Annotated in this window: 15 protein-coding genes; 6 read left to right on the forward strand and 9 right to left on the reverse strand. The window is 70.0% G+C overall.

Annotation, left to right across the window (positions count from 1 at the left end; genetic code table 11):
• Nucleotides 1–101: 101 nt before the first annotated feature.
• The 4 genes from BCD48_RS38635 to BCD48_RS38650 all read right to left on the reverse strand — a co-directional run bounded on the left by BCD48_RS38635 (nt 102) and on the right by BCD48_RS38650 (nt 5096).
• Nucleotides 102–1553 carry a DUF8712 domain-containing protein gene (locus tag BCD48_RS38635; protein WP_131804193.1) on the reverse strand — a complete coding sequence of 484 codons (1452 nt, stop codon included), beginning with the start codon at nt 1551–1553 and terminating at the stop codon, nt 102–104.
• A 122-nt stretch (nt 1554–1675) separates the two neighbouring features.
• On the reverse strand, nt 1676–2770 hold the full coding sequence (locus BCD48_RS38640; protein WP_083419845.1) for a CgeB family protein: 1095 nt from the start codon (nt 2768–2770) through the stop codon (nt 1676–1678).
• Nucleotides 2767–4143, reverse strand: a complete 1377-nt coding sequence (locus BCD48_RS38645) for an oligosaccharide flippase family protein (RefSeq protein ID WP_071053341.1) — start codon at nt 4141–4143, stop codon at nt 2767–2769. Before BCD48_RS38645 ends, BCD48_RS38640 begins: the two co-directional genes overlap by 4 nt.
• Nucleotides 4140–5096, reverse strand: coding sequence for an FkbM family methyltransferase (locus BCD48_RS38650; protein WP_083419846.1), 957 nt, complete (start codon nt 5094–5096; stop codon nt 4140–4142). The genes BCD48_RS38645 and BCD48_RS38650 overlap by 4 nt, the downstream gene beginning before the upstream one ends.
• A 329-nt stretch (nt 5097–5425) precedes the next feature.
• Here BCD48_RS38650 and BCD48_RS38655 point away from each other — a divergent pair, with 329 nt between their 5' ends.
• The 3 genes from BCD48_RS38655 (at nt 5426) to BCD48_RS38665 (ending at nt 9587) form a co-directional block, all read left to right on the forward strand.
• A complete protein-coding gene (locus tag BCD48_RS38655; RefSeq protein ID WP_071053343.1) occupies nt 5426–6709 on the forward strand; it encodes a glycosyltransferase family 4 protein in 1284 nt (427 codons plus the stop codon).
• Between the two features lie 270 nt (nt 6710–6979).
• The gene (locus tag BCD48_RS38660) at nt 6980–8050 is read left to right on the forward strand and encodes a UDP-glucuronic acid decarboxylase family protein (RefSeq protein ID WP_083419847.1); all 1071 of its coding nucleotides are present in this window, start codon (nt 6980–6982) and stop codon (nt 8048–8050) included.
• 43 nt (nt 8051–8093) lie between these two features.
• The gene (locus tag BCD48_RS38665) at nt 8094–9587 is read left to right on the forward strand and encodes a UDP-glucose dehydrogenase family protein (protein ID WP_083419848.1); all 1494 of its coding nucleotides are present in this window, start codon (nt 8094–8096) and stop codon (nt 9585–9587) included.
• Between the two features lie 228 nt (nt 9588–9815).
• Here BCD48_RS38665 and BCD48_RS38670 read toward each other — a convergent pair whose 3' ends face one another.
• The 3 genes from BCD48_RS38670 to BCD48_RS38680 all read right to left on the reverse strand — a co-directional run bounded on the left by BCD48_RS38670 (nt 9816) and on the right by BCD48_RS38680 (nt 14634).
• Nucleotides 9816–11600 (reverse strand): polysaccharide deacetylase family protein, encoded by a 1785-nt coding sequence (locus BCD48_RS38670; protein WP_071053344.1) that lies wholly within the window; start codon nt 11598–11600, stop codon nt 9816–9818.
• Between the two features lie 1114 nt (nt 11601–12714).
• Nucleotides 12715–13662 (reverse strand): TylF/MycF family methyltransferase, encoded by a 948-nt coding sequence (locus BCD48_RS38675; RefSeq protein WP_241842324.1) that lies wholly within the window; start codon nt 13660–13662, stop codon nt 12715–12717.
• A gap of 174 nt (nt 13663–13836) precedes the next feature.
• Nucleotides 13837–14634: an FkbM family methyltransferase gene (locus tag BCD48_RS38680; RefSeq protein WP_071053345.1), complete on the reverse strand. Its 798-nt coding sequence runs from the start codon at nt 14632–14634 to the stop codon at nt 13837–13839.
• A gap of 495 nt (nt 14635–15129) precedes the next feature.
• Here BCD48_RS38680 and BCD48_RS38685 point away from each other — a divergent pair, with 495 nt between their 5' ends.
• The 3 genes from BCD48_RS38685 to BCD48_RS38695 are packed head-to-tail and all read left to right on the forward strand — an operon-like array spanning nt 15130 to nt 16510.
• The gene (locus tag BCD48_RS38685) at nt 15130–15594 is read left to right on the forward strand and encodes a VOC family protein (protein ID WP_071053346.1); all 465 of its coding nucleotides are present in this window, start codon (nt 15130–15132) and stop codon (nt 15592–15594) included.
• Entirely contained in the window at nt 15591–15965 is a 375-nt protein-coding gene (locus BCD48_RS38690) for an ArsR/SmtB family transcription factor (RefSeq protein WP_071053347.1), read from the forward strand. The genes BCD48_RS38685 and BCD48_RS38690 overlap by 4 nt, the downstream gene beginning before the upstream one ends.
• On the forward strand, nt 15962–16510 hold the full coding sequence (locus tag BCD48_RS38695) for an SRPBCC domain-containing protein (protein WP_071053348.1): 549 nt from the start codon (nt 15962–15964) through the stop codon (nt 16508–16510). The genes BCD48_RS38690 and BCD48_RS38695 overlap by 4 nt, the downstream gene beginning before the upstream one ends.
• A gap of 259 nt (nt 16511–16769) precedes the next feature.
• On the opposite strand, the gene BCD48_RS38700 is transcribed toward BCD48_RS38695, so the two are convergent.
• A complete protein-coding gene (locus BCD48_RS38700; RefSeq protein ID WP_241842325.1) occupies nt 16770–18182 on the reverse strand; it encodes an OsmC family protein in 1413 nt (470 codons plus the stop codon).
• 85 nt (nt 18183–18267) lie between these two features.
• Nucleotides 18268–18891: an HdeD family acid-resistance protein gene (locus tag BCD48_RS38705; protein WP_071053349.1), complete on the reverse strand. Its 624-nt coding sequence runs from the start codon at nt 18889–18891 to the stop codon at nt 18268–18270.
• Between the last annotated feature and the right edge of the window lie 74 nt (nt 18892–18965).

Consider the following 18965-nt stretch of genomic DNA (forward strand, 5'->3'; position numbering starts at 1 on the left):
GGGCGTGCGAAAATGATCTTCCTTCGCACGCCCGGCCGGGGTTCCTGCCGGATCGCGAAGCGATCTGGGAGGTCCGGTTGTCCCCAGGATCACTCGCTGGTTTATGCCACCACCGGACGCCGACGGTAGACGAACCGGCAGGCGAGGACCACCACGCCGACCTTGATGGGCAGCAACACCACCAGGTCCGACACGCTCGTCTCCGTGGTCAGCAACAGGGTGAACAGGGACGCGAACAGGGCGGTCAGCCGTAGGTCGCGCCCGGGGTGCAGGGTCTCGTCCACGAATCGGCAGACCGCGCCCAAGAGAGCCGACCCGACGAGCATCACGAGGAGCCCGCCGTAACGGAACAGGTCGGCCTGCGGCGAAATCCCGGCCGAGGTGTACAGGCCAGGAGGGGTTTCGTAGTACTCCTGGCTGAAGGTGTAGCCGGCGGTCCGGACCGGCTTGCCCGGCCACAGCGCGCGCGGCACCCAACCCAGCACTGTGCCGCTGACCAACTCGAAGGTACCCCGGTACGGAACCACTTCCGGGGTCTTCTGGACGACGACGGCGAGGCTGTCAACAGACCGGACGCGGTCGGCGAGATAGTCGGCGGAGTCGGTGAGGGTGTTGTGCGACTGCTCATCGTCGCGACCGCCGCCTTCGATCGTCTGAGTCAAGATCTGAGGGGCGGCGGCTATCGCCGCCGACGGCGAGAGGTTCTGGTCCGCGTGTGGCCGGACGGTCTGCCGATACGTGGCGTTGTACGGCACGACGACGAACATCAGAACGGCTGCGGCGCCGAGCAGCCAGCGCAGGGGCAACCGGCCGCGAACAATGGCGAAGCTCATGCACACGGCGAGCAAGGTGAACACGAACTGTCCCTTCACCCCGCTGAGCAGCCCGAAGCCGATCTCGGTCCCCAACAGGACCAGAAAGAGCGTCCGCTGGCGCGCGCCGCCGGATCGCGCCAGCTCGACCGCCGCGATGACGAGTGCCGGGAGACCGAGGCTGGCGGCATATTCCAGGATCTGCGCATATCTTGACGAGTTGCTGACGAGTTGGGACGGGTCGGCCAGATAGCCGAACCGCCCGATGGCAATCTGGGTAAGGCGGGCCGCGACGGCCACACCGGCGAGCGCCCACACGGCGACCGGGCGGTATCTTCCGCCACCTTTGCCGTCACGCTCCGATGTCGCGAGGGCGGCCAGCGAATGCCCGGCGCGAAATGCGAGCCCGCCGGGACCAACCAGGTATCCGATCGTCCAGAGCGGCACCCCCAACCCGAGGAGTGCCAGAGCGTACGCCACACTCGACGGGCCGATGACGGCCAGTACGCCGGCCTGCGGGGTTCGCCATGTAATCGATGTGAGTCCCAACGTCACCGCGGACAGCAGTAGGTACCACGGCCCCAGCCGGAACTGGTACAGACCGTACCCTCGGCCGTAGCGGCTACCGATCAACGCGACGGCGGCCAGGTATTCGACCGTGAGAGCAATCGACCGCAGCACCACCCGTTCAGGGACAGCCATGTAGGTAGCGGCGTCCACTCCCCACAGGACGATCGCCACCGCGGCCACCGCGGCCCACGCTGGCGAACCCGCGCGGCGCGCCGCGTCCAGGGGCCCGGGAGAACCCTTCCATGCTTCGGGCCTGGTCGGAGACGGCGAGACTGTGTGGATGCTTGTGGCGGTCACAGGACGGCCTCGAGCAGCGCGGTGAGCCGATGCCCGTACGTGTGTTCGGAATGGCTGCGCAGAGACCCGGCATCGCCGACCGCGCGGGCCGCAGCCGGGTCGTCCGAACACCATTTGATCCGCGCCAACAGCTCGTCGAAGGTGCTGAAAACAAGAACCTCGCTTCCCTCGTCGAACAACGCGGGCAGCGTCTCCCGGCGCTCGCACAGGACGGCGCCCCCACACGCCGTCGCCTCGAACAGCCGACAGTTCACGCTCTGCATCTCCGCCGGGTGCAGCGCGTTGACGACGGCGCGCGCCCCGCGGAACACCGCGGCCTTCTCCTCGCCGACCACGTAGCGCCCGGCGTGGCGGCCAGCCAGTCGAGGTTCACGAAGCCAGCGGGGTATCGGCGGCCCGTAGACCCGCACGTCGACGCCGCGGTCGAGAAGCTGCCCGATCAGGCGGGCACGAGCGCCGTATACATTTCCGACGAACACGAAATATGGCGAGTCCGGCGCCGTGGCCGGTGGCTGGTGGCGGGCCGGGTTGCAGGCCTCCGGCAGATAGTGCGCCGGCAGTTCCAGGACGTCGGACAGCCGGCGGGCGACGAGCGGGTCCTTGAGGAAAAGAGCGTCGTAGTCACCAAGCAGCATCCGCTGCCGGTCGAGGTTGGCCACGGCATCCGGGAACCACAGGCAGACCCGGATCCCGCGGCGGCGCAGCTCGCGGACTGTCGTCGGCAGAAGGTTGAGGTCGACGGACAGCACCAGGCCGACTCCCGCGCGCTCGGCGGCCGCGACCAGCCTGCGCTGGTAGGCGAGGTCGAGGTGGTCGTAGGCCCGACGCGCAAGAGCGAGGACGGCCGAGACACGCCGGTCGGCCGGCCGAGGGACAGCCGGGCCGAGCGCCACGGGGTCGGCCCCGACGCCCGGCAGGCAGTCGAGGATGTTGTCCGCGAAGCTGTCCTCGAAGACCGGCCCGATCACGCCCACCCGGACCGCGCCACCGACCGGGGCCGGGGCTGGCGCGGGTGAGGGCTTGGACGTGGACGTGGACGTCCAAGCGGCGAAAGGGCTGGCGGATCGCACCACGAGGCTTTCGTCGTTCATGCCGCGTTACCTCTTCCGGATTCGGAGGGAACGCCGAGCCAGTCCCGGCGTCCGCGCCCGGCGGCCCGGCGCAGCCTCGCCGGCACGGACCTGGCTGTGATGCCGACGGCGCGCAGCACCGCATGCAGCAGGAAGGCGAAGGCGACGCCGTAGGCGATGCTGGACGCGACGGCGGCTCCGGCGACCCCCATCAGCGGAACCAGCGTGGCGAGCAGCGCCACCGTCACCACTGTCCCGATCCACTCACAGCGAGCCACCGTGAGCGCCCGCCCGAGCCCGCGCAGCACGTCGTCGATCGCCCGGTTGCAGCCGAGCACAGCCGCGCCCGGAGCGAGCAGCCAGAACAGTCCCACGCTCGGCGCGTAGTCCGGCCCCAGCAGCCCGTGCACAGCCAACGGCGCGATGGCGCTGACCGCGCCCATGCACAGCACGCCCGTGGCGAGACTGGCGCCCACGGCGGTCAGCGCCACCCGCCTGGCGGACCCGGCGGTCGTGCCGTCCGTGCCGGCCACCGCCGCGGCGGCCGCGAGGCGGGGCATCGCGACGTTGCCGAACGCGGAGCACACCGGCTGCGACAACATGCTCAGCGAAACCGCGACGGCGTAGTGACCCACCTCGGCGGGCTCGACGAGCAGCGCCAGCAGGAGCACGTCCAGATGCGCGTTGAGCAGGTACGGGACAGCGGAGAGCATCGTCGCGCCGCCGTAGCCGGCCAGTTTCCGGCCAGTGGAGCGGCGCAGCCGGCCCCGTCCGGGAAGAGCCAGCCGGCACAGCACCACGGCCGCGATGGCCTGCAGGGCCGTCGAGCCGACGAGGCAGAACACCGCGCGCTCGACAGTGAGCAGGTTGGTGACCGCCAGCGTCACCACCGCGGTGGTGTAGACGGCCGGCTGGAGCGCACGGACCACGTTCCAGCTGCCGATCCGGGTGGCCTGCAGTGCGAACAGCCAGGTGGAGGCACCGAACACCAGCGGCTGGGCGGCAAAGGCGACCCGGAACGCCGTCACCGCCTCCGGGTCGTCGAGCACCAGGGGCGCGGCCGCGATGCCGGCTGCGCCAACGAGGATCCCAAGCATCACGAGCATTGCCCCGCCAGTGCGGATGGAATCGCGGGCGCTGGAACGGTCCCGCGCGACCAGGTAGCAGATAGCGGTGGTCAGCCCGCACTCGCCGATGGTCGCGGCGGCCAGCATGTAGGAGGTGACGACGGCGAATGTGCCCCGCCCGGACGGGCCGAGGTAACGGGCGAGCAACAGTCCGCCGACCGCTGCCACTCCGCTGACGGCGACACTCGTCGCCGCGGTCGCTCCGACGGAGCGCAGGTATTCACCGCGCCAGCGGGATGACCGCCGGCGATGCTTGGCCCGGATCACGTGGTCTGGTTCCGCGGGAACGGGGTGCGTTCGAGAGCCGCGACGACGCGGTCGAACCGGTCCCACCGGGGCGCCAGCGCCAGCACGTTCGGCGTGAACGCGCCACGCGTGGCGATCCCTTCGGGCGTCAGGTTGAAGATCACATAACCGGCGTCGGTGAGCCGGGCGACCAGCTCCGCCTGACCGCCCTGGCGGGTCAGGAGGCCTGGCAGCATCTCCAGCAGCAGCGCCGGCGACCGGGCGGCGAGCAGGCTCGCGGCGCCACGCAGGACGTCGATCTCGAAGCCCTCGACGTCGATCTTGACGAGGTCGGGGGGCCGGTGCCGCTCGACGTACGCGTCGAGGGTGGTGAGGCGCGCGATGTGGTCGGCGGTGCCGGCGTCCGCGACGGGATGGGCGAGGCCGGAGGCGTCGCGGTAGGTCCGCATGCCGGTCTCGCCGGCCGTCGCCCCGACGGCGCAGGACTCGAGCCGCACCTGCGGCAGCTCGTTGCGCCGGACCATCGACCGCAGGACCGCCATCGTGTCCGGCACCGGTTCGAAGGCGTGTACCTGCCCTGACAGGCCGACGAGTCCGGCGGCCCACAGTGTGTACACCCCGATGTTCGCGCCGACGTCGTAGCAGCAGTCCCCGGGGCCGAGCACGGCGGCGAACACCGGGGCCAACGCCGGCGGACGGTAACGCAGTGTGGACAACGCGCGCGCCGACCCGTCCCGGCAGCTGTCGACATCGAAGAGCATGCCATTGACGAACCGGCCACGAAGCGGGCCCGTGTACTCGTCGGCCGGCCCCTTCACCCACCCGACGACGCGGTCGCGACCACGCACCTCGGGAAGGTTGGCCGCCAGTCGGCCGGCGAGGCGCCAGCGCAACGGGCCCTGCCCATGTCCTCGGCCGAGCCGCCGCCACGTCGGATCGGTCCGCAGGTCCGTCGCTGCTGCGCCCTTTTCCATGCCACTGGTTGTATCACTTCAACTACATAGAGCGACGTACGTTGCGGTCAGTATCGGCCGCCGCTCGGTGGCGAATGTCAGCGCCGGCCGCTGCTCCGCCCGCGCCGTCCACGCCGACAACCAGGAGCGCCTGGCCGGCCTGCAGATCGGGACGCAGTCGGACGGCCGACCGGCGCCAGGGGACGCCAGAAGATCCACATGACGAGCCTTGGGCGGGATCTGCCAGCTGCGCCCGCTCCACCCGATTCCGCCAGGCGATGTCGGCACGCCGGGAGCAAGGCTCCACCACTCCAATACTCTGACACTTAGAGTAGTCGTTCGTGCTCTCTATGTATCGCCCCGCTGTCGGGGCCGAGGCTGGGGCCGACCGCCCACGGGTCCTGCTGCTGGCCCCGTCCGGCGGGCTCGGCGGCGGCATCGAACGCTACCTCGGCACTGTCGAGGAGCGGCTGCGCGTCGGCGGCGCCGACGTGCACCGGTTGGACCTGCGCGGCCCAGCGAGACCGCCCGGCCTGCGGGCCCGGTTGCGCTTCGTGGTCACGGCATTGCGCACCGCCGTGCGGGTGGGCCCATTCGACGCGGTCGTCACCGGGCACCCGAACCTCATCCCGGTGGCCGCGGCGGCCGTGCCCCTCGCCAGGGCACGCCACGGCCCGGTGTTCTTCTACGGAATCGACATCTGGGGGTTGCGCCGGCGGAACCGGGCGATCCTCACCCGCCATCCGGTCCTGCACCCGATAACCATCAGCTCCTACAGCGCCGGCACGCTCGCCGACGTCGGCGTGGCGCCGGTGCTGCGGCCGGGCATCGCGACCTCGTGGCGGGAGACGCTGCTCGCGGCGGGCAGTCGGCGGCCCGTGCCCGGCCCGGTCCCCACCCTGCTCGGTGTCTTCCGGCTCAACGACGCCGACTGGGAGGGCAAGGGGCTGCGCGAGCTGCTCGCCGCGCTGCACATGGTCCGCGAGCGCATCGGTCCCGTCCGGCTCGTGGTGGCGGGCAAGGGCCCGGCGCTCGACGAGGTGCACCGGGTGGTCGACCGGCACGAGGACGTCGAGCTGGTCGAGTCGCCGGACGACGTGGCGCTGGCCGGACTCTACGCGGCGGCGGACCTGTTCGTGCTGTCCACGCGGACCCGTCCGCCTCGCAGCGGCGAGGGGTACGGCATCGTGCTGGTCGAGGCCCAGCTCGCCGGCTGCCCGGTCGTCGGGCCGGTGTCCGGGGGCTCGCGCGACGCGTACCTGGACGGCGTCACCGGCGCCACCCCCACCGACGAGTCCCCGGAGGCGCTGGCCGCGGTGCTGGCGGACCTGCTCTCGGATCCGGCCCGGCTCGCGCGGATGCGGCGACAGGCCGCCGAGTGGGCTCAGCTGGCCACCCAGCCCGAGGAACACATCCGCGCCGTGTTCTCCGCCGTCCTCGGCACCCCGCTCCCGACGCCGCGTCCGCCGCGACCGGACATCGCCCCCCGCTCCGGCCAGGCCGATCCCCCGGCTCCCCTCGCGGTCCTGGCTGCCGGCCCTCCCCGGTCGGCCACCCCGGCGCCGACGACACCGGCCGAGCCGTCCGCGCCTCAGCCGGCGCGGCGCGGCGGCAGCGACATCCTCGAGCAATGACAGCCGAGGGCAGCAACGCCGAGAAGATCCTCCGTGAATGCCCTCGAGTGCCACGGCCGGACGGGTCTCGCGCTTCGCCTCCCCGATATGGCCCAAGCTTCGCGCATTGCCATTGAGACCCGACATCCACCGAGCCAGGATCAGTGACAGCCCGCGAGGCTGCCACTACCTTCGGCAATGCGACCTCCTGTTCGGAGCGACCTCCTGTTCGGAGAAGCGAGCCTCTTGGCGCCTGCCTGGTGCCGCGGGTACGGAAGGGAATGTCTCCTCATGCGCGTTGTGGTCGCCGGCGGGGCCGGCTTCCTGGGCAGCCATCTGTGCGAACGGCTGTTGACGGATGGCGCCGAAGTGATCTGTCTGGACAACTTTGCCACGGGCCGTCCGGACAACGTAAGTAATCTCCGTACGCATCCACGGTTCGAGCTCGGCTGCCACGATGTGACGAATTTCGTACACGTCGCCGGGCCGGTGGACGCGGTGCTGCACCTGGCCTCGCCGGCCTCTCCGCTGCACTACCGCGACCTGCCGCTGGAGACGCTGATGGCGGGCGCGCTCGGAACGCGCAACCTGCTCGGGCTCGCGCGCGCCAAAAAGGCACGCTTCCTGCTCGCGTCCACCTCCGAGGTGTATGGCGACCCACTGGTTCATCCGCAGACCGAGTCGTACTGGGGAAACGTCAACCCGGTCGGGCCGCGCAGCATGTACGACGAGGCAAAAAGGTACGCCGAGGCACTCACCACCGCCTACCGGATCACCCACGAAACCAACACCGGAATAGTCCGGATCTTCAACACGTACGGCCCCAGGATGCGCATCGACGACGGCCGCGCGATTCCCGCGTTCGTCGCGCAGGCGCTACGCGGGCAGCCAGTCACGGTGGCCGGCGACGGTTCGCAGACAAGGTCGCTGTGCTACGTCGACGACCTCGTCGACGGCGTCCTGAGGATGCTACGCACTGACCTGCCCGGCCCCGTCAACCTCGGGAACCCACGGGAGATGACGATCCTCGAGCTGGCCCAGCTCGTCGTCGAGCTGTGCGGCACGAACGTGCCGATCACTTTCGTTCCGCGTCCTGTCGACGACCCGATGGTGCGACGCCCCGACATCACGTTGGCCCGCTCCCAGCTCGGCTGGGAACCCCGGGTCGACCTTCGCGACGGACTGGCTGTAGCCATCGCCTGGTTCGCCGATGCGCTGAACCTTCCCGCCCAGGCGATGGCTGGGCGGCCCCGCCGCAGCCAGCTCGTGGACGAGGCGATACCGGCGCCGAGGCGACCCGGACAGGACACCGTCGGGCTGGTGGGTCTTCGGGCGGACGGCGCGGCGGGGAGTACCACGTGACCGCTCGGACGACGTGCGCGTACGTTTCCGGAGCGGACGACGTATGACATACATCGGTGCCGGCCTCGGCTCCGGCTCTCGGGTGCCCGCATCGACGGACCGGCCAAGGCTGACCATTATCGGGACGGGCTACCTCGGCGCGACGCACGCCGCGTGCATGGCGGAGCTTGGCTTCGATGTGCTCGCGGTGGACATCGACCAGGCGAAGATCGGCCTTCTGGCCGAAGGTGAGGCGCCGTTCTTCGAGCCGGGGCTCGACGACCTGCTGCGCACGAACCTGAAGGCCGGCCGCCTGCGTTTCACCACATCCTTCGAACAGGTCGCCGACTTCGGCGACGTCCACTTCCTGTGCGTCGGCACCCCGCAGCTGCCCGGCGCCCAGGGCGCTGACCTGAGCTACCTGCATGGCGCCGTCGATGCCCTCATGCCTCACCTACGCCGTCCCTGCCTGGTTGTCGGCAAGTCGACGGTGCCGGTCGGAACCGCGGCCGCCCTGGCCGCGCGGCTGGCCCGCGAGGCGCCGGCCGGCATCGAGCTCGCCTGGAACCCGGAGTTCCTCCGCGAGGGATTCGCCATCGCTGACACCCTGCGGCCCGACCGGCTCGTCTTCGGGGTCGCGACAGCGGCGGCGGAGGCGACTCTGCGCGCCGTATACACGCCGATCATCGACCAGCACGAGACACCGGTGATCGTCGGTGACTTCGCCACGGCGGAGCTGGTCAAGGTCGCGGCCAACTCGTTCCTCGCGACCAAGATCTCGTTCATCAACGCCATGGCCGAGGTGTGCGAGGCCGCGGGCGCCGACGTCACCACACTGGCCACGGCCCTGTCGTTCGACGCGCGGATCGGGGGTGCGTTCCTGCGGCCCGGGGTCGGGTTCGGCGGTGGCTGCCTGCCCAAGGACATCCGAGCGTTCCTGGCCCGCGCGGAGGAGCTCGGCGTCGGCGCCAGCCTCGCCTTCCTGCGCCAGGTGGACGAGGTCAACATGCGGTGCCGCGACAGGGTCGTCCAGCTCACCCGAACGGCGCTGGGCGGACGGCTGACGGGCCGGCGGATCGCGGTCCTCGGTGCCTCGTTCAAACCGAACTCCGACGACGTCCGCGACTCGCCGGCGCTCGGGGTCGCCGCGGTGCTCGCCGACGAGGGCGCCGCCGTCACCGTCTACGACCCGATGGCGCTCGACAACGCGCGCCGAGCGCACCCACACCTGCGATACGCCACGTCAGCCGTCAGGGCGATGGCCGGCGCGGAGATCACCCTCCTGCTCACCGAATGGGCCGAGTTCGCCAACCTCGAGCCGGCGGCACTCGCCGAGGTGGTCGCCGGCCAGATCATCGTCGACGGACGACACGCCCTCGACCCCGAGCGCTGGCGCCAGGCCGGCTGGAACTACCTGGCGCCCGGCCGGCCCGGCACACCCGCCATCCCGGCCGCACCCGCCGCGGTGCCGACGCCGCGGCGGACCAGCGAGACGATCACCCCTCAGGTGACGTGCTGGCCACCTCGGGCCAGTCGTACGGCGCGGTACCCAGGTTGAAATGGCGGGTTGAAATGGCGGTGCCCGCAACACGCCGCCGCCCACCACGGCACCGGCCGCCGCACGGGACAGCGCCCCAGCGGGCACCCGCGCCCCAGCTCACGGAGACCTGGACCTCTCCGTGAGCCACGGGCGGCGCGCCCGCGTCTTTGTCAGCGACACGTGCTCCGGACGTCCCCGGGCGCCGATCGCCCGGTCAAATCCCGGACACACCGGAGCCCTGGAGTATCAGGCGGGTTCCACGATCATCCACGCGATGGTTGACGCGTCGGCCGAGGACGCCGACGCGATCGTGAAGCTTGTTCCCGGGGTTCTCGCGGAAACCGCTATCGGTTGAGGGGTGCTGACTCCGGACAGGTTCTGTGGAGCCAGGAAGATCCGGCTATTAGCGGTGACAGCGGTTGTGGAAACTGTAGCCGAACCGCTGGACAGCGCGGCGGCACCGAGGCGTGCATTTGTCCCCTCCTTGACCAGGAGTCCGTTTCCGGCATTGCCTACGATCAGATTTCCACTCGTCTTGAGGGCCGCGTTGGTGGCAAGAATTCCGGACGCATCCCGTTCGAGTGTCACGTCCTCGGCCGCGCCAAAATCGATTCCATCCTTGCCGGCACCCAAGCGCAGACGCAACGTGCCGTCTTGACTTCGGATTCTGGTCGCAAACCCCTTGATGTTCACGTAGGAACCGCCGGTCCCCGAGTCGACGGTCATCTCCCCGCCGTCGCCGGCCACGCCCAGATTGAGCCACTGGCTTGCGCTGACGGACCCTTCGACTGTCGATTCGAGGCGTACGAAGTTCACCGCCTGCGACTGAGTCCCGTAGAGTGACAGACCGTTATAACAACGCACCTCCCCCGCCGATACGATGCCTGGTGACTGAGGTCGGCCGAGCGTAGCCGTCATACTCGTGGCACTGGCCGTCGCAGAAGCCGACATGGTGGCTTGAGTGGGGGACAGGATAGACGCGATCGTCGTGCTGGTCGGGATACCGGTGCCGCTGATCGAAAGTCCCACATCATCGGCACGGAACCCCACGCTTCCCGACGAGACGGTCGTCGAACCATTGGTTGTTGTGAAGTCGGAAAACACCCGACGGCGGCCCGCATTAGTTACCCCGAGCGCAAGGAGGTCTCTTCTGAACTCAAACGGCGTTCCACTCGTCGCATCCACAAACGGCGCATTTGTCGATTCGTCCAGATCCAGGAAGTAGTAGCCGCCGAAGATGTCGTCGCGATCGACGATCAGCTTGTTGGTGTGGATGGTCGGATGGAACGCGTTTCCTTGGGCGTCGATCATTGCGCGTGCCGACAGCCATCTGGTCCGCTCGCTCATCGCCCGGCAGAACGTCCCCTGGCCACACCCGGCGCTATTTGCGTAGGAAATCAGGTTCGACACCTTGGTCAGCTGCGACGAGTCAATTGAGCCATGCATGAAGAGGACGACGATGCTGCGGTTCGCCACGGCCTCGTCGATGTAAGTCTCGATAGTCGACTCGGATGGGGAAAGAATATCTATCCCCGGGACGTCGAACGGGTCCGGCGCATTGCGGCTGACCACACCCCGGCTGCACCGGAAGTACTCGTGCCGTCGACTGACGACTTCTCGTACCCGGTCGTCCGTTTGCCCATAGGGATAGGAGCCCGTCCTGACCGAGACGCCGAAGTCCGTTTGAATCTTGCCGATGGCGGCACCAAGTAAGGTGTCCAGCGCCGCCGGACCGTTGATCGTGTAGTAGTTCAGAAGATCTTCATGGTCCTTGCCGTGCGAGCCGATCTCGTGACCGGCCGCAATGATTGCTTCCACCTGGGCCGTGGTGATGTACGCGTCCCCGTAGACCGGGGATGTACCAGATTTGTCCACCCAGTCGACTGACAGAAACAGGGTCCCCGCGATCCCGTTCGCCGCGAGCAGGGAAAAATACCCCGCCTGGGTGTCGTAGCCATCGTCGCCGGCCCACACCACGAATGGCCCAGGCTCATTACTTGTAACGCTGACCGGAGTGAGGTTGAACTGCACGTGCGCCTCCCTGATACCGGGCGAGACTGTCGCTCGCCATGAGGATGGGGCCGCGCGCCGTCATGGCCTGCGGTGAGATTTCTCGGTCCCGGTTTTCCAAAATTCCTTTGGTTGACGGGACGAGGATGGCCTGGACGGCGGTGCTGACACGGCGCGGCAGCCGGGGCAGAGGTTGAGAATGCTTCGGTTCCAGGGCTCGGCGGAGCCAGCCGCTTTGCCCATGGGGGCGGATGGCGGCGTGGGCGCGGCCAGCGGCTTTGTGGTTGTCGGGGAGCTGACCCTGCCCGCGGGGTCTCGTGGAGGATGACGAGGCGGTCGCCCTCACCGCCGACGCAGCCGAGGTCGGCGTGGAGATGGAGTTCGGAGCCGCCGGCGACGTGGAGGATGTCGCGCATGCGGGACGACGGTCAGCTCGTGCACCGAGCCGGGCAGTCCTGCGGAGATCCAGATCATCCGGCGTGGTTCCCCTGTGTCTGCGGAGCTGACTGGCTGGGGCAGAGCCGGGTCCGTGCTGGCTGTAGGTGGGTATACCCGTCGCCGCGCGCCTGATGGGGCCGAGGTTTTCCTGGCCTTGCTGTCCTGGCCGCGGGGTCATGACGCTCCGAGGTCAACCATGGCCGGAGGGCCACCGCCGGCAGGCGGCCGTGGAGCGGTCCCTGAGATCGAAGGGGCCGCCCCGCGTCCTGCGCGGCGTTGCCAGCCCGGTACCTGACCTCGGGGTGACGACTGCCCAAAACCAGCCATACGTCGCTTTCAGCGCCACCCCCGCGTGTACGCCCGCCTTGGCGACGTCCACCGCCACTACCTGCGATCGTTCGCGATACAGACAGAGCGGGTAGCTCGGCGGAGGCGGCGTCGTGGGGCCGAGGCCGCGGGCTGCTCGCCCACACCAGAAGCGCTGGCCCCAGCCCGGACCGAGGTCACCTACGGCGCCGCCTCCACCTACATCGACGGCGAGCAGATCCAGCTGTGCCGCGGCAGGTCAGCGCACTCGTTCGCGCCCTGCCGTGCTGGCGCCACATCGGTACGGTCCGCGGCTCGCTCACCGCCGCAGTCTCGTTCGCACCACTGTATGCAATAGGAAATTTGCCCAGAGTGATAGAAGCGCGGCGACTCAGGCCGTCCGACGCCAGTAAACCCCCGATGGGTCGATCCTCAGGATCTCTTCGGTGACCCCGTGATCGCGCCGGAAGTCGTCGACGGCCCGCCGGCACCCCTCGATGACGCCGTAGTCGTCGATGATGCAGAAGCCCCCGACGGACAGCTTCGGGTACAGCGCGGTCAGGGCCTCCATCGTGCTCTCGTACATGTCCCCGTCAAGGCGCAGCACGGCGAGCCGCTCGATCGGCGCGGCCGGCAGGGTGTCCCGGAACCACCCCTTCAGGAAGCGAACCTGCTCATCGAGAAGCCCGTACCGGCGAAAGTTCTCGCGGACCTCGGCCAGCGAGACGGCGAGCACCGTCACCTGGTGGTGCAGGTCACCGGCGTCCGCCGGGTAGCGTTCCGCGTCGGGCCGCGGCAGGCCCGCGAACGAGTCGGCGACCCACACCGTGCGAGCGGTGTCGCCGTACGCGGCGAGCACCCCGCGCATCAGGATGCAACTGCCACCGCGCCACACGCCGGTTTCGATCAGGTCGCCAGGGACACCGTCGCGGATCACCTGCTCGACGCAGTACCGCAGGTTCTCCAGGCGGCGATCACCCACCATGGTGTGCGCCAACCTCGGCCAGTCCAGACCCTCGGCGCGCGCCCGCAGGCTCGACTTCTTGACGACCTCCAGGCCGTACCTGGCCGACAGCCTGTCGGTGACCGCCCGCACGGCCGGACGCGGCGCCCAGAGCGTCCCGTCTTGGGCATCCCACAGCGCGAAGGTAAGGGTGGCATGCAGGAGGCTGAGGTAACGCGCGCGCAAGTCCTCGGCGGCTCGCGGCAAAGGGATCCCGCCGTCAGGGTGCTCGGGCGTGTCGGGGGCCGACGCCGGCTCGAGCGCCGCCTCCCCAGCGGCGGCACGGTCGCTCGTGCCCGTCTCGGAGGTGGCACCGGCCGTCCTCGGACTCATCATGATCATCCTCCCGTTACGTTGTCAAAGTCGTCGAATGAGATGCAGGATCGACGAGGCCCGCCGACGGGTCGGGACGCTCGGGCGGCCCACCAGTCGCTGGCCGGCGGTCCGGACAGCGGCCGGCGCTTTCGTCGAAACCTGGCCCCTCACCCCGAACAACTCCGTCGCGGGACGTCAGGACGCCTCGTTGACGCCGACCCCGACGCGCGCCGGATCCGGCTCCCGCCCGTGCCGGGTCCGGCTCACGACGGCCGGCGACACTGTGGCCACATCCGGCGACGACGCGCTCGACCGCCCCGGTGCGCCATCCTCCAGCCAGTCGGCCGGCACCGCGATGACGTTCTGAATCCGCGGCGGCGAGCCCGTCCAGGTCAGGGGCACCAACCGGCTCTCGTCGGGGAGATAGCGGGCAGCGACATAGCCAATCTCGGCGAATGACTCACCGAGTCGGACAGGATCGTTCCACTCGACGACGAGCGCCGGCCGGCAGCGCTGGAACAGGCCGCGTGCGCCAGCCAGCACGGCCGGCTCCAGACCCTCGACATCGATCTTGATAATGCCGACCGGCTCGTCGGACAGTTCGCTGTCGAGCCGCACGATCGGCACACGTTCGATCGGCCGCCCCGTGGACGTGCCATCGACGACATGGTTGACGGTGTCGAGTCCGACGGTGAGTTCGACCATGCCGTTCGTGTCGCCCACAGCCGCGCGCCGGGCGTCGACCTCCAGCCAGGGATTCAGCCGTAGGTTCTCGGTCAGCCGCAGGTACGTGGCCGACGACGGCTCGAATGCCACCACCCGGACCCCCGGACGGCCGGCAGCGAGCAGTGTGTAGGTGCCGACGTTGGCGCCCACGTCCACGAACACGTCGCCCGGCCGAAGCGTGTCGCGGACAAACCGCATCGACTCCCATTCCGGCAGTCGGCAGTAAAGCATCATGGACGCCGCCGTGGCGTGCGGATGGCAGCGCATCCGTACTCCGCCAGGCAACTTGACCGTAACCGGCCGCCGCGCCGTGCGCTGCCACACCTGCCAGCCGACCCAGCGCCCTAGCGCGCGTACCCGAGCGTCCCGCACCTCGGGATGCGCCCAAATGAACCGACCCGTTGTCCGAGCGTTTCCGGCGGCGGCCAGGAGGCCGTCCAGGCGGGAACGCGTCCATGTGCGTGAGACATCGACCACTCACTTAAAGTATCAGGACGGTTACTAAGAGCACTGGAAGTTGGCGACGACACCCGCTCGCCACTCGCAGAACAGTCGTCATCCAAGGCTCGATGCTCATGGAATCCACTCGGATCCGTAGTTTCCGGCCGATCCCTCCAGACCGCGGGCCCACCCCGGCGTCTCCGACGACCAGGTGATCAGGAAGACGGCGACGGATCGACACTGGCGGCCGGCGGCGGGCCGCCCGGACACCCATCAGAGCAGATGGTTGACAATGTTGCCAGATATGGAAATAATTTCCTCATGGATGACAACGTGTTCACGTCGAGCCTGCACTACCGGGATCCGAAGGCGGCGCTGGCCTGGCTGGCCGAGGCGTTCGGGTTCGAGGTGACGATGGCGATCGACGGGCCGCCGGAAGCGCCGGAGATGTGCCACTACGAGATGAGCTGCGCCGGACGCGGAAGGATCATGATTGGCGCGGAGTGGACCGCGCTCGCCCGCAGCCCGGCGAGCGTCGGCGGAGCCAACACCCAGCGGGTGCACCTCCAGCTGCCGGGCGGGCTCGACGAGCACTGCGAGCGGGCCAGGGCCGCCGGCGCGGTGATCCAGGCCGAGCCCACCGACCAGTTCTACGGCGACCGGACCTATCGGGCCGTCGACCCCGAGGGGCACTGCTGGACGTTCTCTGCTCACGTCCGTGATGTCACGCGCGAGGAGGCCGAGGCCGCGCTGGGGCAGCCGATCACGGCCACCGGCTGGGCATGAGCGAACCCGCGCCCGCGAGGCTGGACGAGACGCTCGCCGCGCTGGCCGACCCGGTCCGGCGCCGCGCCGTGGAGCTGCTCGCCGAGCGGCCGCGCCGGGCCGGCGAGCTGGCCAAGGAGCTCGGCACCGCGCCATCGGCGATGAGCAAGCACCTGCGGGTGCTGCGCCAGTCCGGCCTGGTGACCGAGACCAGCCCCGAGTTCGACACCCGGGTGCGGATCTACGCGCTCTCCTCGGCGCCCATGCTGGAGCTCCGGCGCTGGCTCGCCGTCGCCGAGCAGGCCTGGGCCGAGCAGCTCGGCTCCTTCGCCGCCCACATCGAGCGCGACACGAACGGCACGAACGACGAGGCTGAGGAGTCGCGGGCGTGACCGAAGGATCGCGCGTCCTCGTCGCGCTGCGGGTGCCAGCCCCGGCGGCGCGGGCATTCACCGTGTTCACGGCGCAGATCGCCGACTGGTGGCGACCCAACGGCCTCTTCTCGTTCAGCGCTCGAACGGGAACCCTGGCCTTCGAGCCAGGCCCCGGCGGCCGGTTGGTCGAGACCTACGACGACGGTGACTCGTTCGTGGTCGGCCACATCCGCGTCTGGGACCCGCCCAGTCGGCTGGTGCTCAGCTGGCGCCACGCCAGCTTCGCCCCCGATCAGGAAACCGAGCTGCATGTCCGGTTCGACGAGATCCACGACGACCCCGCCGGCCCACCCGTCCAGACCCGCGTCACCGTCGAGCACTTCGGCTGGGACCGGATACCGCCCGAGCACGCGGCCCGCCACGGCTTCCCGCTCGCGGTCTTCCAGCTCCGCTTCGCCGAATGGTGGCGGTCCCAGCTGCGGACCCTCACCCTCGTCGACCTCGAGCCCGCCTGCTCGGACGGCGCCGGGCCACCGGGTGAGGACACAGCATCGCCGCGATGACCGGGAAGTCGGCAGGATGCCACCGCCGCGGCATGCATGACCGCTAGGCCAGGCGGTCGGCGATGGCGATGTGGGCGCCTGTGGCGGAGGCGCGGCGGGGGCTGGGGAGGGCAAGACGGGTCGCGATGTCGAGGAGCGACTCGTCGCTCCAGCCCGTCCCGCCCGCGCGGCTTCCGCCGCCGTCACTGTCACCACCGCCGTCACTGTCACCACCGCCGTCACCGTCACCACACGCACCTCCGCCTCGGCCAACCCAACGTCAGACGGCCGGCGGCTGCTCCTGGGACGCCTGGGTGGTGGGCGCCGAGCCGTTCCGGGAGCCGAGGCGCCGGACCGCGACGCGGCGCAGGGTCCAGGTGATGACGCCGGCGTCCGGTGGCGCCGACGTCAGCGCCGCCAGGTCGGTGGCGAGCCGGTCGAGCTCGGCCTCGCGGTCACGGAACAGCGGGTCCGTCCGCCAGACGGCGAGGTTCATGCCGAACATCGCCGCCGCGGCGGCGACCGGCGGGCTCAGCCGCTCGGTGGCGTTGTACTCGACCTCGAAATCCGGCGTCGGTTGGTGGGCGGCCAGGTCGTGCAGCGCGGTGTTGAGCAGCCGGCCGGCGTGCAGTGTCGTGCCGCGGGCGGCGAGCAGGCGCCTGGCGTGGTCGAGGTAGGCGGCGAGGACGGGCTGGTCGGTGTCGATGGACTCGATCTCGTCGAGCAGCAGCACGCCGTGCGGCGCGAGCTGGGTGACCCAGCCGCCGATGGCCGTGGTCACGTCGGCGAGGTGCGCCAGCAGGAGCCGTGCGTAGACGACGTCGGCGCCGCGGGCCTGTGTGGGGAACGGGACACGCCGGATGTCGTGACGAGCGAACTCGATCTCGCCCGCTTCATCAAGGCCGGCGCCCGCGGCGCTCTCGTCGCCCGCCTGCTTCTCAGCGCGGGGGGAGCCGTGCGCGGCGGCGAGGAACGCCCCCGACGCGTCCAGCCCGACCGTGCGCCGCGCGCCGGTGGCCGCCGCGAGCAGGCGGGTCGTGTGGCCGGGCCCACAGCCGAGATCGACAGCGAGCGCCGGCTCCGAGCCCTGAGACACCCGCGCGGCGACGAACGCCCGCGACCCCGGATCGAAGATCTCGGAGACCAGGGCGAGCCGGCGTACCGCCGCCTCGGTGTCCCGGAAGGCATACGGAGTGAGGATCTCGAACGTTGGCTCGACGGTGACCGGGCAGGCGAGCGACGCGGCGATGTAGCACTGCTGGTGCGCCAGCTGGACGAGCCGGCGCAGCCGGTCCTCGGCCGCTTCCGTGACGGCCGTGATCCGCGGGCGCAGCGTGATCTCGGTGATCCGGCCACCGCCTTTGCCGTCCTCGGTCATGACGGCGTGGCCGCTGTCCTGGTAGTCCCGCACGTCGATCCGGGCACGGGCGGCGACCGCGAGAAACGACAGTAGCTGGCAGGACGCCGCCGACAGGACCAGAAGCTGCTCGGGATTCAGCAGTGCCGGGTCGCCGCGGAACGCCGGGTCCGCGGACAGTCGTACGGCCGGCGCGACGGTACTCGCGTGCCCCACGTGCGCCCGCGAGTACCGCTCGTACCCGGCCCCGGTGGACCCCGACCACGAGCAGGTGACCGAGTAGGTGTGCGTCGGCGGATGTGGCTGGGTGGCGTGGGTCTGCGCGGCAGCGACCATGCCCGCCATCCTCATCCAGGCACCGGCGCCTCGTTAAGAGGAATTTCGCGGGTAGTGCCCGGACAGCCGATCCGTCCGCGTTGTCTCAGCGAGGGCTCGACGTCGGACGGTCCGCCCCCCGCGGCGCTTCCGCGTGCCGGCCGAGACCGGTCCAGCCCGCGGTGCCCGCGGCCGGGCGCCCGCCGGCCATCGCCTCGCGGCGCAGCGTGCCACCCGTCACCAGCAGGTTCACGCCGTAGACCAGCAGGAACAGCCCGAACAGCAGCGCCAGACTCAGCGCGCCGGCGTACGGGTGCGTGAACACGACGATCCCGAACAGGATGCTGGCGACGCCGAGGAGCCCCAGGCTGAGGCGGAGACCGCCAGGACGCTCAGACGCGACGGCCGACCCGATCTCGATCACTCCGGTGACTACCGCCCAAGCCGCGACCCAGATGGCCAGCACGAACACGGTGATGCTCGGCCAGGCGAGCGCCACGATTCCAGCCGCGATGTCCAGCAGCCCGAGCAGCACGTGGCCGGCGACCGAACCGCCCCGGTCGCTGGCGTACGCGCGGTAGAACTGGCCGATTGCGTCGCAGAACACGTAGATCGCGAACAGCGCCACGAGTGTGGCGATGGTGATGCTGGGCCAGGCGATGGCGAAGATCCCCAAAATCACCGCGACCGTGCCGCGTACCAGCAATGACGTGGATTCCGACCGGACCATGTCCGCTCACCCCCTGAGTGCGCCTGATCTCTCTGCGTGTACATGCCCAGTTGAGATCGGACGACGCCCGCGAC

The sequence above is a fragment of the Pseudofrankia coriaricola genome (assembly GCF_001854805.1).
Taxonomy (GTDB): Bacteria; Actinomycetota; Actinomycetes; order Frankiales; family Frankiaceae; genus Pseudofrankia.

Excerpts from the sequence above, each read along its gene's own strand:
- BCD48_RS38640 (WP_083419845.1), bottom strand. The coding sequence starts at position 2,770 with ATGAACGACGAAAGCCTCGTGGTGCGATCCGCCAGCCCTTTCGCCGCT.
- BCD48_RS38650 (WP_083419846.1), bottom strand. The coding sequence starts at position 5,096 with ATGGAAAAGGGCGCAGCAGCGACGGACCTGCGGACCGATCCGACGTGG.
- BCD48_RS38655 (WP_071053343.1), top strand. The coding sequence starts at position 5,426 with ATGTATCGCCCCGCTGTCGGGGCCGAGGCTGGGGCCGACCGCCCACGG.
- BCD48_RS38660 (WP_083419847.1), top strand. The coding sequence starts at position 6,980 with ATGCGCGTTGTGGTCGCCGGCGGGGCCGGCTTCCTGGGCAGCCATCTG.
- BCD48_RS38665 (WP_083419848.1), top strand. The coding sequence starts at position 8,094 with ATGACATACATCGGTGCCGGCCTCGGCTCCGGCTCTCGGGTGCCCGCA.
- BCD48_RS38675 (WP_241842324.1), bottom strand. The coding sequence starts at position 13,662 with ATGATGAGTCCGAGGACGGCCGGTGCCACCTCCGAGACGGGCACGAGC.
- BCD48_RS38680 (WP_071053345.1), bottom strand. The coding sequence starts at position 14,634 with ATGCGCTGCCATCCGCACGCCACGGCGGCGTCCATGATGCTTTACTGC.
- BCD48_RS38685 (WP_071053346.1), top strand. The coding sequence starts at position 15,130 with ATGGATGACAACGTGTTCACGTCGAGCCTGCACTACCGGGATCCGAAG.
- BCD48_RS38690 (WP_071053347.1), top strand. The coding sequence starts at position 15,591 with ATGAGCGAACCCGCGCCCGCGAGGCTGGACGAGACGCTCGCCGCGCTG.
- BCD48_RS38700 (WP_241842325.1), bottom strand. The coding sequence starts at position 18,182 with ATGGTCGCTGCCGCGCAGACCCACGCCACCCAGCCACATCCGCCGACG.
- BCD48_RS38705 (WP_071053349.1), bottom strand. The coding sequence starts at position 18,891 with ATGGTCCGGTCGGAATCCACGTCATTGCTGGTACGCGGCACGGTCGCG.